The 14,271-nt window shown below is 68.6% G+C and carries 12 protein-coding genes, 1 rRNA gene and 1 riboswitch; of the genes, 1 reads left to right on the top strand and 12 read right to left on the bottom strand.

The window, feature by feature from the left end; all coding sequences use genetic code 11:
- Positions 1 to 23 precede the first annotated feature (23 nt).
- Complete coding sequence (gcvP, locus tag IE278_RS38485) at positions 24 to 2,909, bottom strand: aminomethyl-transferring glycine dehydrogenase (RefSeq protein WP_189779659.1); 2,886 nt, start codon at positions 2,907 to 2,909, stop codon at positions 24 to 26.
- 184 nt (positions 2,910 to 3,093) lie between these two features.
- Positions 3,094 to 3,189: riboswitch (glycine riboswitch) on the bottom strand.
- Positions 3,190 to 3,293: 104 nt separating this feature from the next.
- Between gcvP and IE278_RS38480 the strand changes: the two genes are divergently transcribed.
- Positions 3,294 to 3,668: a PRC-barrel domain-containing protein gene (locus IE278_RS38480; RefSeq protein ID WP_189779658.1), complete on the top strand. Its 375-nt coding sequence runs from the start codon at positions 3,294 to 3,296 to the stop codon at positions 3,666 to 3,668.
- Between the two features lie 123 nt (positions 3,669 to 3,791).
- Here the strand turns inward: IE278_RS38480 and IE278_RS38475 are convergent, their stop codons facing one another.
- The 11 genes from IE278_RS38475 to rrf form a co-directional block, all read right to left on the bottom strand.
- Positions 3,792 to 5,168, bottom strand: a complete 1,377-nt coding sequence (locus IE278_RS38475) for a DNA polymerase IV (protein ID WP_189779657.1) — start codon at positions 5,166 to 5,168, stop codon at positions 3,792 to 3,794.
- Between the two features lie 56 nt (positions 5,169 to 5,224).
- Entirely contained in the window at positions 5,225 to 5,857 is a 633-nt protein-coding gene (locus tag IE278_RS38470) for a MerR family transcriptional regulator (RefSeq protein WP_189779656.1), read from the bottom strand.
- Between the two features lie 214 nt (positions 5,858 to 6,071).
- Entirely contained in the window at positions 6,072 to 6,545 is a 474-nt protein-coding gene (locus IE278_RS38465; RefSeq protein ID WP_006123076.1) for a bifunctional nuclease family protein, read from the bottom strand.
- A gap of 99 nt (positions 6,546 to 6,644) precedes the next feature.
- Positions 6,645 to 7,379 carry a transcriptional regulator FtsR gene (gene ftsR, locus IE278_RS38460; RefSeq protein WP_189779655.1) on the bottom strand — a complete coding sequence of 245 codons (735 nt, stop codon included), beginning with the start codon at positions 7,377 to 7,379 and terminating at the stop codon, positions 6,645 to 6,647.
- A 43-nt stretch (positions 7,380 to 7,422) separates the two neighbouring features.
- Positions 7,423 to 8,394, bottom strand: coding sequence for a zinc-ribbon and FHA domain-containing protein (locus IE278_RS38455; RefSeq protein ID WP_189779654.1), 972 nt, complete (start codon positions 8,392 to 8,394; stop codon positions 7,423 to 7,425).
- Positions 8,395 to 8,455: 61 nt separating this feature from the next.
- Positions 8,456 to 9,322 carry a DUF881 domain-containing protein gene (locus IE278_RS38450; RefSeq protein ID WP_189779653.1) on the bottom strand — a complete coding sequence of 289 codons (867 nt, stop codon included), beginning with the start codon at positions 9,320 to 9,322 and terminating at the stop codon, positions 8,456 to 8,458.
- A 5-nt stretch (positions 9,323 to 9,327) separates the two neighbouring features.
- The gene (locus tag IE278_RS38445; RefSeq protein ID WP_046587749.1) at positions 9,328 to 9,660 is read right to left on the bottom strand and encodes a small basic family protein; all 333 of its coding nucleotides are present in this window, start codon (positions 9,658 to 9,660) and stop codon (positions 9,328 to 9,330) included.
- The gene (locus IE278_RS38440; protein ID WP_189779652.1) at positions 9,657 to 10,559 is read right to left on the bottom strand and encodes a DUF881 domain-containing protein; all 903 of its coding nucleotides are present in this window, start codon (positions 10,557 to 10,559) and stop codon (positions 9,657 to 9,659) included. The genes IE278_RS38445 and IE278_RS38440 overlap by 4 nt, the downstream gene beginning before the upstream one ends.
- A 93-nt stretch (positions 10,560 to 10,652) precedes the next feature.
- Entirely contained in the window at positions 10,653 to 13,148 is a 2,496-nt protein-coding gene (locus tag IE278_RS38435) for a mannose-1-phosphate guanyltransferase (protein WP_189779651.1), read from the bottom strand.
- Between the two features lie 89 nt (positions 13,149 to 13,237).
- On the bottom strand, positions 13,238 to 13,870 hold the full coding sequence (clsA, locus tag IE278_RS38430; RefSeq protein ID WP_189779650.1) for a cardiolipin synthase ClsA: 633 nt from the start codon (positions 13,868 to 13,870) through the stop codon (positions 13,238 to 13,240).
- 156 nt (positions 13,871 to 14,026) lie between these two features.
- Positions 14,027 to 14,143, bottom strand: a 5S ribosomal RNA gene (gene rrf, locus IE278_RS38425).
- Between the last annotated feature and the right edge of the window lie 128 nt (positions 14,144 to 14,271).

Raw genomic sequence — 14,271 nt, 5'->3', positions numbered from 1 at the left:
CCCCGACGCATGTCCGGGCGCGACTACTCCTCGTAGGCGTCCAGCGGCGGGCAGGAACAGACCAGGTTCCGGTCCCCGTACGCCTGGTCGATCCGCCGCACCGGCGGCCAGTACTTGTCGGCGGCCGAGACCCCGGCCGGGAACACGGCCTCCTCGCGGCTGTACCCGTGCTCCCAGGCGCCGCCGAGCGCGCCCGCCGTGTGCGGGGCGTTGCGCAGCGGGTTGTCGTCCGCCGCCCACTCGCCCGAGCCGACCTTCTCGATCTCCGCGCGCACGGCGATCATCGCGTCGCAGAACCGGTCGAGTTCGGCCAGGTCCTCGCTCTCGGTGGGCTCGATCATCAGCGTGCCGGCCACCGGGAACGACATCGTCGGCGCGTGGAACCCGTAGTCGATGAGCCGCTTGGCGACGTCGTCGACGCTCACGCCGGTGGCCTTGGTGAGGGGCCGCAGGTCGATGATGCACTCGTGCGCCACGAGCCCGCCGGGACCGGTGTAGAGGACCGGGAAGTGCGGCTCCAGGCGCTTGGCCACGTAGTTGGCGCTGAGCACGGCGACCTGCGTGGCCCGCTTGAGCCCTTCCCCGCCCATGAGCCTGACGTACGCCCACGAGATGGGCAGGATGCCCGCGGAGCCCCAGGGAGCCGCGGAGACCGGGCCCACGCCCGTCTCCGGCCCCGCGGCGGGCTGCAGCGGGTGGTTCGGCAGGTACGGCGCCAGGTGCGCGCGCACGCCGACCGGGCCGACGCCCGGACCGCCGCCGCCGTGCGGGATGCAGAAGGTCTTGTGCAGGTTGAGATGCGAGACGTCGCCGCCGAAGTGCCCAGGCTTGGCGAGCCCGACCAACGCGTTGAGGTTGGCCCCGTCGACATACACCTGCCCACCGGCCTCGTGCACCTGAGCGCAGATGTCGGCGACATGCTCCTCGAACACACCGTGCGTCGAGGGGTACGTGATCATCAGCACGGACAGTTCGTCACGGTGCTGCTCGATCTTGGCCCGCAGGTCCTCGACGTCGATCTCGCCGTCCTCGGCGGTCTTCACGACGACGACCTTCATCCCGGCCATCACCGCGCTCGCGGCGTTCGTGCCGTGCGCGGACGACGGGATCAGGCAGACCGTGCGCTGCTCGTCGCCGTTGGCCCGGTGGTACCCGCGGACGGCCAGCAGACCGGCCAGCTCGCCCTGCGAACCGGCGTTGGGCTGGAGCGACACCTTGTCGTAGCCCGTCACCTCGGCGAGCCGCTCCTCCAGCTCACGGATGAGCGTGAGGTAGCCCTGCGCCTGCTCGGCGGGCGCGAAGGGGTGCAGCTGCCCGAACTCGGGCCAGGTGACCGGCTCCATCTCGGTGGTCGCGTTGAGCTTCATGGTGCACGAGCCGAGCGGGATCATGCCCCGGTCGAGCGCGTAGTCGCGGTCGGCGAGACGGCGCAGGTAGCGCAGCATCGCGGTCTCCGAGCGGTACTGGTGGAAGACCGGGTGCGCCAGGTACTCGTCGGTGCGCAGCAGCGGGTCCGGCAGCGTGTCGTCGGCGGTTTCGTCCAGCGCGGTCACATCGGCGTCGACGCCGAACGCCGACCAGACGACGCCCAGTTGGGCCCGCGTGGTCGTCTCGTCGCAGGACAGGGACAGGTGGTCCGCGTCCACGAGGTGGAGGTTGACCCCGCCCTGGCGGGCGGCGGCGAGCACCTGGGCGGCCCGGCCCGGCACCCGCACGGTGAGGGTGTCGAAGTACGCCTCGTGCACGACCTCGACTCCGCCGGCGCGCAGTCCCGCGGCGAGGATGGTGGCGTACCGGTGGGTGCGTCGCGCGATGCCCCGCAGTCCCTCGGGACCGTGGTAGACGGCGTACATCCCGGCCATCACGGCGAGCAGCACCTGAGCCGTACAGATGTTGCTGGTCGCCTTCTCACGGCGGATGTGCTGCTCACGCGTCTGCAGGGCGAGGCGGTACGCCTTGTTGCCGTCCGCGTCGACCGAGACACCGACGAGCCGTCCGGGCAGGCTGCGCGCGAACTTCTCACGTACGGCCATGTATCCGGCGTGCGGCCCGCCGAAGGCCATCGGCACACCGAAGCGCTGTGTCGTACCGACGGCGATGTCGGCGCCCAGCTCACCGGGCGAGGTGAGCAGCGTCAGGGCGAGCAGGTCGGCGGCGACGGTGACGACCGCGCCCAGTTCGTGCGCCTGCTCGATGACGGGCTTGAGATCCCGTACGGCACCGGAGGCGCCGGGGTACTGGAGGAGTACGCCGTTGATCTCACGCTCCGTGAGCCCCGCCGGGATGCCGTCGCTGAGGTCGGCGACGACGACCTCGACGCCGGTGGGCTCGGCGCGGGTCTGGATCACGGCGATGGTCTGCGGCATGGTGTCCGCGTCGATGAGGAAGAGGCCCTTCTTGTTCTTCCCCATGCGCCGCGACAACGCCATGGCCTCGGCCGCGGCCGTGCCCTCGTCGAGCAGCGAGGCCCCGGAGGTCGGCAGTCCGGTCAGATCGGCGACCACGGTCTGGAAGTTGAGCAGAGCTTCCAGCCGCCCCTGCGAGATCTCGGGCTGGTAGGGCGTGTACGCCGTGTACCAGGCCGGGCTCTCCATGACATTGCGCAGGATGACGGGGGGCGTGAACGTGCCGTAGTAACCGAGCCCGATCATGGAGTCCAGCACCTGATTGCGATCCGCCAGGGAACGCAGCTCGGCCTGGACCTCGGCCTCGGTGCGCGCGCCCGGCAGGTCGAGCGCGTCGGCGTTCTTGATCACATCCGGCACCGCGGCGGCCGTCAGCTCGTCGAGCGAGCCGTACCCCACCTGCGCGAGCATCTTGGCGCGGGCCCCGGAGTCGGGGCCGATGTGACGCTGCTCGAAGGGGATTCCCTGTTCGAGCTCGGAGAGCGGAATACGTTGGGCGGTCATTGCGGAGGCCTCCTGGTCTGACGACCTTCGAGGGGCACCACTGTGTGGGTGCCCGAACGGCCTCCCCCTCTGTCATCTCAACCTGAGAGCTTCACCGGCCCGCCGTGAAGGCGCACCGGCTTTCACCGTCGGTGAGAGCGGAGCCCGTCGAATACTCGAACACCCCTCTGCTTTCCAGAGTGACCTCGTCCATGCGGTACGTGTGCCTGAGAGATTCCGGGGAGGATTTGCTCCTTCGGCGCCTCCGGTGAAGCCTGGAGGACTCTCCCGCACGGGGTCAGCAGCCGTCGCCCAGCCTACCAGCGGGGTTCCCTCAAGTGGCCGCCCACCTCAAAGTGCTCTTTCGTAGTGCTTACGGATGAGTGGCGAGCAGCTGGAGGGACCGTGCAGACCGACATCGATCCGCGCAACCTGATAGGCCGCAAGGCGTTCGACCGCAACGGCACGAGGATCGGCACCGTCGACGAGGTCTACCTCGACGACGCGACCGGCGCACCGGAGTGGGCGGCCATACGCACCGGCCTGTTCAGCCGGGACGCCTTCGTCCCCCTGGAGCCCAGCGAAGTGATCGACGAATCCCTGCACGTCCCCTTCGAACGCGCCCTGATCAAGGACGCCCCCGACTTCGGCGTGGGCCGCCACCTCTCCCCCGAACAAGAACTACAGCTCTACCACCACTACGGCCTGGACATAGCCCCTCCGCCCCCTTTCCCGGACAGAGACTTCGGCCACCTGGCCAACAGCGAGGACACAGCCTGACGACTGACGCCCCCAAGAGGGGCGCGGGGAACGGCGCAATCCTGTCGCCTTCCAGGGGCGCGGGGAACGGCGCAACCACCCACAACGCACCCGCACCCGCACCCGCCCCCACAAACGCGCCCCTCATCCCTCACCAACCGCCGGAGGCACCCGCGCGACCAAGGGCAACGGCTCAGCCCTCTCCAACCCGGGATCATCGACCCGAAACGTCTTCACCCGCCCCGGCAGGGAATCCGGCGTCTCGAACCGCACAGTCACCCTCCCCAGCCCACTCCCCTGCACCCACCCGTGCCCGAACTCCACATGCCGCACATCGTGCCCCGCCCGCCACTGCCGCTCAGCCGCCGGCTCCGGCTCCTCGACCACCTCCTCCACCGGCTCAGGCCCCACCGCCTCCGCCCCCTCGGCGACAGCGGCCTGCGCCTGCGCCTGGGCCTGCGCGAAGAGATCCTCCTGCGTGTAGTCGGCGAGCCCGGTCACCCCGACCCCCAGCAACCGCACACCCCCCGTGGTGTCCACCGCCTCCAGCAGCCGCGCCGCGGCCTCCCGCACCACCCCGGGGTCGTCCGTGGGCCCCCGCAACGTCTCGGACCGCGTCAGCGTGGAGAAGTCGTACCGCCGCACCTTCAGCACGATGGTCCGCCCGGAAAGATGCGCACCCCGCAACCGCTGGACGCACCGGTCCGCCAGCCGCTGCACCTCCATGCGCACGCGCACGCGGTCATGGATGTCCACGTCGTACGTGTCCTCGACCGACACCGACTTGGTGTCCCGCTCGGCCACCACGGGCCGTTCGTCGCGGGCCAGCGCCATGGCGTACAGCGCGAGGCCGTGGGCCTTCCCCAGCAGCCGTACGAGCTCGTCCTCACCCGCCTCCGCGATCTCACCGACCGTGGTGATCCCGCCCCGCCGCAGATGGTCGCCCGTGGCGGGCCCCACGCCCGGCAGGGTACGTACCGACATCGGCGCGAGCAGTGCCCGCTCGGTGCCCGGCTCTATGAGCACGAGTCCGTCCGGCTTGGCCTGCTCGGAGGCGATCTTCGCGAGCATCTTGCAGGCCGCGAGCCCCACGGAACCCGTCAGCCCCGTGACGGCCCGGATGTCGTCGCGCAGCTTCCTCCCGGCGAGCAGTGCCGACCGCTCGTCCCAGGCCGTCTCACCGGCCTCCAGATCCACGAACGCCTCGTCCAGGCTCAGCGGCTCCACCAGCGGCGACAGCTCCCGCAGCAGCCCCATCACCTGCTCGCTGATCTGCCGGTAGAGACCGAAGCGCGGTACGAGATACGCGGCGTTCGGCGCCAGCCGGCGGGCCTGCGCCATGGGCATCGCCGAATGCACCCCGAAGACCCGCGCCTCGTACGAGCAGGTGGAGACCACGCCACGCGGTCCGAGGCCGCCCACGACGACCGCTTTCCCGCGCAGGCTCGGCTTGGACGCCTGCTCGGCCGAGGCGAAGAAGGCGTCCATGTCGAGATGCAGGATCGTGGGCGTGGTTCTCACATGTCCGATGCTGCCCTACGCCACTGACAATGCCCCGGCACCCGCTCTGCCACCGGTCAGACCGCCCGGTTGCGCCGCCGAGCCAGCTCGTCCGCGGGATTGGGTCCTACAAGCGTCTCGCCCGTGTCCACACGCTCCCCGTGCAGCTGCGAGAGCGCGCTCTCCACGTCCCGCCACACCACGCCCACAGCGATGCCGAAGATGCCCTGGCCGCCCTGGAGCAGGGCGTGGACCTCGTCCGGCGAGGAACACTCGTAGACCGTCGCGCCGTCGCTCATCAGCGTCATCCGCTCCAGGTCGCAGGAGCCCCGCTCCTTGAGGTGCTGGACCGTGCTGCGGATGTTCTGCAGCGAGACCCCCGTGTCGAGGAACCGCTTGACGATCTTCAGGACGACCACGTCCCGGAAGCTGTAGAGCCGCTGCGTCCCCGACCCGTAGGCGGGCCGCACGCTCGGCTCGACGAGCCCGGTCCTGGCCCAGTAGTCCAACTGCCGATAGGTGATTCCCGCGGCCGCACAGGCCGTGGGCCCGCGATAACCGATCTCCTCCGGCGCCACCTCGCCGTCCCCCGGCACTGCCTTCGGCCGCTGTACGTGATCGGCCGCGCTGCTGTGAAGCGGGTACGGGCCACTGTCTCCCAGACCGCGTCCGGGAGCACCCCCAGCCGTACCGTCGCCGCTGCTTCTCACGCCGACCTCCGTCCTTGACCTGCCTTCTCGACGGTAGGCAGTCACCAGGGGCTCGTCAACGATCGCCACACTCGGCACGCCGGGTGATAATCACCCTAAGAGTGGTTTCTCGTGCCCCACCGCGGGGAAAGGCTAGCCGAATGCTCTCGGGACGGCCGCCGCACGGCCCGTCGTCCGACGGTCCCGGAGGGTCACCGACCGGCGTCCCGCGCCGTCACTGGCTGTTGGTCCCGAAGTCCTCGGGCGAGATCTGGTCGAGGAACTCGCGGAACTTCTCCACCTCGTCCTCCTGCTCGTCCGGGATCGCGATACCGGCGTCGTCCAGGACACCGTCGCTGCCGTAGATGGGCGTACCGGTGCGCAGGGCCAGCGCTATGGCGTCGGACGGCCGCGCGCTGACCTCGACCCCACTGGCGAACACCAGCTCCGCGTAGAAGACACCCTCCCGCAGGTCTGTGATGCGCACTTCGGTCAGCTCCTGGCCGACGGCCTCCAGCACGTCCTTGAACAGGTCGTGGGTCAGCGGTCGCGCGGGGGCCATGCCCTGCTGAGCGAAGGCGATCGCCGTCGCCTCCCCCGGCCCGATCCAGATGGGGAGGTAACGGTCGCCTCCCACTTCACGCAGGAGCACGATCGGTTGGTTGGAGGGCATTTCGACCCGGACACCTACGACGTCGAGCTCGTTCACACAGCAACCCTAGGCCGTGCCCGGCACCTTTGGGTAGTCGAGCACGGAATGGGTGCCCTATCCCACGTTCCGCGGCCCGCGTCCGCACGGGTCGCCGGGTCAGGGAAGCCGCACCCCGAGGGCCGACTGCACCAGTGCGGCGTGCAGCTTCACCGCGAGTCCCGCCAGCTCCTTGGTGCGCGCCTGGGCGTGCGCCCTGGTCTGCGGGTTGCGGTGGAGCCGCAGGGGTGCCACGACCTGGTCCACCAGACCGGCCTCGCGGTCGGCGGCGGCCTTCACGGCGCGCAGGTGCCGCGGCTCGATCCCGAACCGCCCGAGTTCCAGGACCAGTCCGGCGACGGTCACCGCCTCGGCGTCGTACACCCCGTCCAGCAGCGGCGTGATGAGCCCGTACGACTCCCACTCGTCGAGCTCCTGCTCACCGATCTCGGCGGCGGCCAGCAGTTCGGCCCGCCCGATGCGGGCGGCGACGGGCCCCTCCGGCTCGCTGAGCGCCTCCCCGTCGCGCTGACGGCCCACGGAGGGCAGCGGGGCCGCCTCGCCGCGCCCCATGGCGTCCAGGTGCTCACGGATGACCTTCAGGGGCAGATAGTGGTCCCGCTGCATCCTCAGGACGTGTCCGAGGCGCTCGACGTCGTCCTCGCTGAACTTGCGGTATCCCGACGGCGTGCGCTGCGGCTCGATGAGGCCCTCGGACTCCAGGAAGCGAATCTTGGAGACGGTGACCTCGGGAAATTCGTCACGCAGCACGTTCAGCACCGTGCCGATGCTCATCAGCCCGTGGTCCGTGGCGGCGGCGCCGTGTCCGGCACCGCCGCTCGGTGTTCGAAGCATGGACCTTCCCTGGGGGTCTCCCCGGACAAAGTCTGGGGGAGGTTCAGATGCCCCGCTGGCTCGCGTAGAAGACCAGCCGGTACTTGCCGATCTGCACCTCGTCACCGTTCGACAGGGGGACCCGGTCGATGCGCTCCCGGTTGACGTACGTGCCGTTGAGGCTGCCGACGTCCGCCACCGTGAACGAACCGTCGGGCTCACGGCGGAACTCCACATGGCGGCGCGACACGGTCACGTCGTCCAGGAAGATGTCGCTCTGCGGATGGCGGCCGGCGGTCGTCAGATCGCCGTCCAGCAGGAAGCGGCTGCCCGAGTTGGGTCCCCGCCGCACCACCAGGAGCGCCGAGCCGAGCGGCAGGGCGTCCACGGCGGCCTGCGCCTCGGGAGACAGCATCGGCATCTGCGTCTGGCCGGTGGCCTCGGCGTCGTAGGCCTCAAGACCGGAGATGGAGATCGTCGAGGTGGTCTCCGACGGACGCTCCGGGGTGGCCCCGGCCCGCAACGGCGCACCACAGTTGGAGCAGAAGCGGCTCGCCTCCGCGTTGCGGTTACCGCACCTCGTACACACCAGGGCCGACATGGACGGATCCTCCTGCCGCGGCTGCCCCGCCGGGGTATTGGACGCGTACGGGTCGGAGCCGAAACCTCCACCCGCACCTGAGGTTGACGGATCCCCGAAACCTATGCGCCCCGACTGGGCAGGGTCAACAGACGGCGCGCCCTGACCACCGGAAATGTCACCGGGCGGCCCACCGACCTCGTCCCGGAACAGCGGGCGGTCTCCCTGCTCCTCGGCTTCCGAGGGGCGCGGTGCGCGATGCCGGGCAGTGGCGTTGTCGCTGCCCTCTCGTGCGCTCTTGCCGAACAACTTCGCAAACAACTTCACGGGCGATTCCCCTTGACCGAAACAGACCCGCCCGTGGGGCAGGACGAACCCTGATTGCACACACCGGTCGAGCCGGACACCCTCACAACGTCCGTATCCACCAGACAGTTTCCACCACGCACCACCCATTCGGTGCGCCGACCCCCCGCAAGCTCATGCCCTCGGAGAGCCACCTCCAAGCGCCCCCGGTTCACTGGGAGGACGACCGAGCGTAGTCAGGCTGCTCGGCGGGTCGCAAGGCATCCACGATGATCTTGTCCGAGCGCTCCACCGTGACAGTGGCCTGCTCCTTCTCCAAAGTCTGCACCACTCCGCCAGGGATGTTGAGCGCCGGTTCGAGGTCCTGAGGTTTCCCGATGACCTTGAAACGATACGGGGAGCTGATCTTGTTCCCGTCCACGGCCACTCCCCCGCTCACATCCGTCAGATAGGTGCCCGCGACGATCCGTACGCCATTGACCTGGATCGCCTCCGCGCCCGCCGCACGGAGCTCCTGGACAGCGTCGAGCAGCATGTCGGCCTCGACCGTCCCCTTCCCGTCGGCGATCGCCAGGGTGATGCCGGGGCCCTGCGCCGCCACGGTGCCCGCCAGAATGCCGAGTTGCTTCTCCTTCTCGACCGTCTGCTTGCGGGCCTCCTCGGCCTGGTCCGAGCTGTTCTCCAGCTCGGTGCGCTGATCCTCCAGCCCCTGCTTCTCCTCTTCCAGACGCTGTGTACGGTCATCGAGTTCATCCAGGATGCGTACGAGGTCCTCCTGGCGTGCGCCGCGCAGGGCGCCGTCGCTGTCGCTGTTGGACGCGACCTGGACGGCGAGGCCGAATCCGAGGCCGAACAGCAGCAGCGCGACGATGAGTTGCGCACGGGACACCCGCGGCGGCCACAGCCCCATCACCAGCCGCTGCCGGCCGGTGGGACCGGCCGGCGTGCTCCGCTCCTGCTCCGCCCGCTCGGCCCCGGGCTCCGACGCCTTCTGCGGAGCCGTCGCCCGCACCTCTTCGGGCAGTTCCTCGCGCAGCGGATGCTCCGGGGTTCCCCGTGTCTCGTCGTTGCCGCTCATCGGCCTCACGCCCGGAAGACGTGCCGACGGATCGCCGCGGCGTTGGAGAAGATGCGGATCCCCAGGACGACCACGACACCCGTGGACAACTGGGCGCCCACGCCCAACTTGTCACCCAGGAAGACGATCAGGGCGGCCACCACGACGTTCGACAGGAACGACACCACGAAGACCTTGTCGTCGAAGATGCCGTCGAGCATCGCCCGCAGACCTCCGAACACGGCGTCGAGCGCCGCGACCACGGCGATCGGAAGATAGGGCTCGACCATCGCCGGAACCTCGGGCCGCACCAACAAGCCGGCCACGACTCCCACGACGAGGCCCAGTACCGCGATCACGATGTACCTTTCTCTGTGCTCGGTTGCGCTGTTCGTACAATCACACTCGGTGCTGCGGGCAGCCGGACCTCGTCCTCGGCGGAGATACTGGTCCTGATCCCGAAGTTCTCGTGCAGAGCCTGCAGATACTGCCCGTCACCGCTGTTCTGGAACCTGGTGCGCAGCCGGTCCCCGTCCCCGACGGCCAACACCGTGTACGGCGGCACCAGCGGCTTGTTGTCGACCAGTATCGCGTCACCCGCGGCCCTGATCGCGGACAGGGCCGTCAGCCGCTGTCCGTTGATGGTGACGGCCTCGGCGCCGGACTCCCACAGCCCGTTGACGACACGCTGCATATCGCGGTCGCGTACGCGTCCGGTGTCGGAGAAGCCCGAGGTCTCACGCGCGTCCCCGTCACCGGCGTGGTCGGCTTCCTTCGCGTCGTCCACGACGAGTTTCACACCGGGACCGTGCACTTCGAGGGCTCCGGACAGGATCCCCACGAGCTCGCCCTGGTCACCGCCGTGTTTTTTCAACGCCTCACGCTGCCGGGCCCCGACATCGTCGCGGAGCTCGTCGATGGCGTCCTCGAGGTCTTCGGCCGACGACGTCTCGCTGTCGATGCGGTCGATGAGCTCCTCGCGCTCCTTGGCGACGACCGGAGCCGCTATCCGCGCCTGCGCCGCGCCCACGGTCACCAGCAGCGCCGCGAGCACCAGGCCGGCCGCGAGACCGAGCTTCGCCGACAGCTTCTTGGGCATCCCGCCCGTACCTTCGGCCTTGCGCCGGGCAGCGGCCTCGGCGTACCCCTCGTCAAGACTGTGGTCCATGACGTTGGTGAGCAGCGACATGGACGCGTCCGGGCGCGAGGGGCGCGTGGGGGTGCTCCGAACGGGGGGCTGCTGCGGCATGCCGCACATCGTCGCACGTCGCGACCTGTAGCTCCGAACGGCCCCACCGACGTGCCGGACAGGCCCCTTTCGGGGCACTGTCCGGCACGCGGGGTGTGCTGCTCAGCGACCGGCGCTGTCCACCACCGACGACCACTCGTCGAGCAGTGCCTGCGCCGAGGCGTCATCGGGCCCTTCGGCCCACAGGTGGGTGACCGCCTCCGCCGGATCGGGCAGGACCATCACCCAACGACCGTCGGTCTCCACGACACGAACACCGTCGGTCGTGTCGACGAACCGGTCACCGGCCGCTTCGACCACGCGCCGCATCACAAGGCCCTTGACCGCCCAGGGAGTCGCGAGATCGCGCTTGAGGACGTGCGCCCGCGGAATCCGCGCGTCGATCTGACTGAGCGTGAGCTGCGTCCGCGACACCAGACCGATGAGCCGTACGAAGGCAGCCGTGCCGTCGAACACACTGCTGAACTCAGGCACGATGAACCCACCGCGCCCGTCGCCTCCGAAGATCGTCGACTCCTCGCGCCCGACGCGCGTCAGATCGTCCGGAGACGTCGTCGTCCAGTCGACCTGCGTCCCGTGGTACGCCGCCACCTGCTCGGCGATCCTCGTGGTGGTCACCGGCAACGCCACACGCCCGCTGCGCCGTTCGGCAGCCACCAGGTCGAGCATGACGAGCAGCGCCCGGTCGTCCTCGATGATCCGGCCCTTCTCGTCGACGAGCGACAGCCGCTCGCCCACCGGGTCGAACCGCACGCCGAACGCGGCGCGTGCCGAAGCCACGATCTCGCCGAGCCGGACCATCCCGGACCGGCGGGTGTCCGCCGTCTCCGTGGGGCGCGACTCGTCGAGCCCCGGGTTGATGGTCAGCGCGTCGACCCCGAGCTTGCCCAGCAGGCTCGGCAGCACCAGTCCGGCACTGCCGTTGGACGCGTCCACGACGACCTTGAGCCCGGCGTCGGCGATCCCGGTCGTATCGACATTCCTGAGCAGGGAGCCGGTGTACGAGTCGAAGACGCTCGCCGGGAAGTGCAGGTCTCCGATCTCACCGGGGAACGCACGCCGGTACTCCTGCCGGGCGAACACCCGGTCGAGCTTGCGCTGACTCCCCTGGGACAGGTCCGCCCCGTTCCCGTCGAAGAACATGATGTCGACGGAGTCGGGAACGCCGGGCGTCGTACGGATCATGATGCCGCCGGCACTGCCCCGCGCGGTCTGCTGCCGCGCCACCGGCAGCGGTACGTTCTCCAGGTCCCGTACGTCCATGGCGCTGGCCTGCAGGGCGGAGATGACCGCCCTCTTGAGCGCGCGGGCACCTCGGGAGTGGTCACGGGCCGTCGTGACGGTGGACCCCTTCTTGAGGGTCGTCGCGTACGCTCCCGCCAGCCGCACGGCCAGCTCGGGCGTGATCTCGACGTTGAGGATCCCGGTCACGCCACGCGCACCGAAGAGATGGGCCTGGCCGCGGGACTCCCAGATGACCGACGTATTGACGAAGGCGCCGGCCTCGACGGTCTTGAACGGGTACACCCGTACGTTGCCCTGGACGATCGATTCCTCGCCGACGAGGCACTCGTCCCCGATGACGGCGCCGTCCTCGATACGCGCGGCCCGCATGATGTCGGTGTTCTTGCCGATGACACAGCCACGCAGATTGCTGTGCTGACCGATGTACACGTTGTCGTGCAGCACGGCCTTGTGCAGGAACGCGCCGGTCTTCACGACGACGTTGGAGCCCACCACGGTGTGCTCGCGGATCTCGACGTCGGCCTCGACCTTGGCGTAGTCCCCGATGTAGAGCGGCCCTCGCAGCACCGCGTCGGGGTGGACCTCGGCGCCCTCGGCGACCCAGACTCCGGGAGATATCTCGAAGCCGTCCAGCTCGACGTCGACCTTGCCTTCCAGGACGTCGGCCTGCGCCTTCACATAGCTCTCGTGTGTGCCGACGTCTTCCCAGTAGCCCTCGGCGACATAGCCGTAGATCGGCTTGCCCTCCTTCATCAGCTGAGGGAAGACATCGCCGGACCAGTCGACGGAGACATCGGCCTCGACGTAGTCGAAGACTTCGGGCTCCATGACATAGATGCCGGTGTTCACCGTGTCCGAGAAGACCTGACCCCAGGTCGGCTTCTCGAGAAAGCGCTCGACCTTACCCTCGTCGTCGACAATGGTGATGCCGAATTCAAGAGGGTTGGGAACGCGGGTCAAACAGACCGTTACCAGCCCACCCTTTTCCTTGTGGAAGTTGATGAGGTCGGTGAGGTCGAAGTCGGTCAGAGCATCGCCGGAGATCACGAGGAACGTATCGTCCTTGAGTGCCTCTTCGGCGTTCTTGACACTGCCGGCAGTACCGAGTGGCTTCTCCTCGTTGGCATAGGTGAGCTCCATACCGAGCTCTTCACCGTCACCGAAGTAGTTCTTGACCAGCGAGGCCAGGAACTGGACGGTGACGACGGTTTCGTTGAGCCCATGCCGCTTGAGCAGCCGTAGCACGTGCTCCATGATCGGGCGATTGGCCACAGGCAGGAGCGGCTTGGGCATGCTTGAGGTCATGGGGCGAAGGCGTGTGCCTTCGCCGCCGGCCATCACGACGGCCTTCATGTCGGAAGCGTCCTCCTTGAAGAGACGGTCAAGCCGACTTCACCCGTCAGATTGTCCCGCACATTCTCGTTGCGGGCCATCGGAGACCTCTACGGCCGCCCATTGGGCGAGCTCAGTCGGCCATGGTTGTCCGCACGAACAAGGCGGCGGACCTGAACCACATAGAGGATCCCTGCCCACCAATACAGAGTTGTACCCCATCCGGCGAACGCCCATCCGAAAATCGCAGCGAGTGACGCAAGCCATCCACTTCCGTCACTGAGCAGCAACAACGGGAAGGCGTACATCAAGTTGAACGTTGCGGCCTTCCCGAGGAAGTTCACCTGCGGCGGCGGATAGCCGTGCCGCCTGAGGATGCCCACCATCACGAGCAGGACGAGCTCCCGCGCCAGCAGCACACTGGTCAGCCACAGCGGCAGGATCTCGCGCCAGGTGAGCCCCAGCAGGGTCGAGAGGATGTACAGGCGGTCGGCCGCGGGGTCCAGCAGCCGGCCGAGGCCGCTGATCTGGTTCCAGCGCCGGGCGAGCTTGCCGTCCAGATAGTCGCTGATACCGCTCAGCATGAGCACCAGAAGCGCCCAGCCGTCGCTGTTGGGCCCACCGAACTCCGGCCTGAGGATCAGCCACAGAAAGAGCGGTACGCCCGCGAGGCGCGCCATGCTGAGGATGTTCGGGATGGTGAGGACCCGGTCTGTCTGGACGCGGGTCTCTTGGACCTCCACCCGGGGGCCTCCTGTGGGAACGAGCCAACGTTGCCCCCTGACCTTACCCTCAGGCATCCGCCCGCAGCGCGGAGGGGTTCCGGGCAGCCCTGTTCCGGAAAATAAAAAAGCTCCGGTTCCTGGACTATTAGTCCAGGAACCGGAGCTGTAAAAGAAGTTCGGCGGCGTCCTACTCTCCCACAGGGTCCCCCCTGCAGTACCATCGGCGCTGTAAGGCTTAGCTTCCGGGTTCGGAATGTAACCGGGCGTTTCCCTCACGCTATGACCACCGAAACACGATGAAACTCTGATTCAAACAGCCGCACCACACCCCCCTGTGGCCAGACAAAAAGGGGTGCGGGGTTGTTCGTGGTTTCAGAACCAACACAGTGGACGCGAGCAACTGAGGACAAGCCCTCGGC

It is taken from the genome of Streptomyces tauricus (assembly GCF_014650955.1).
GTDB classification, from domain to species: Bacteria; Actinomycetota; Actinomycetes; order Streptomycetales; family Streptomycetaceae; genus Streptomyces; species Streptomyces tauricus.
This window is presented reverse-complemented; position numbering and strand designations above follow the sequence as displayed.

Coding starts and splice junctions, on each gene's coding strand:
- gcvP (WP_189779659.1), bottom strand. CDS start 2,909: ATGACCGCCCAACGTATTCCGCTCTCCGAGCTCGAACAGGGAATCCCC.
- ftsR (WP_189779655.1), bottom strand. CDS start 7,379: ATGCTTCGAACACCGAGCGGCGGTGCCGGACACGGCGCCGCCGCCACG.
- IE278_RS38455 (WP_189779654.1), bottom strand. CDS start 8,394: ATGGGTGGTGCGTGGTGGAAACTGTCTGGTGGATACGGACGTTGTGAG.
- IE278_RS38450 (WP_189779653.1), bottom strand. CDS start 9,322: ATGAGCGGCAACGACGAGACACGGGGAACCCCGGAGCATCCGCTGCGC.
- IE278_RS38440 (WP_189779652.1), bottom strand. CDS start 10,559: ATGTGCGGCATGCCGCAGCAGCCCCCCGTTCGGAGCACCCCCACGCGC.
- IE278_RS38435 (WP_189779651.1), bottom strand. CDS start 13,148: ATGAAGGCCGTCGTGATGGCCGGCGGCGAAGGCACACGCCTTCGCCCC.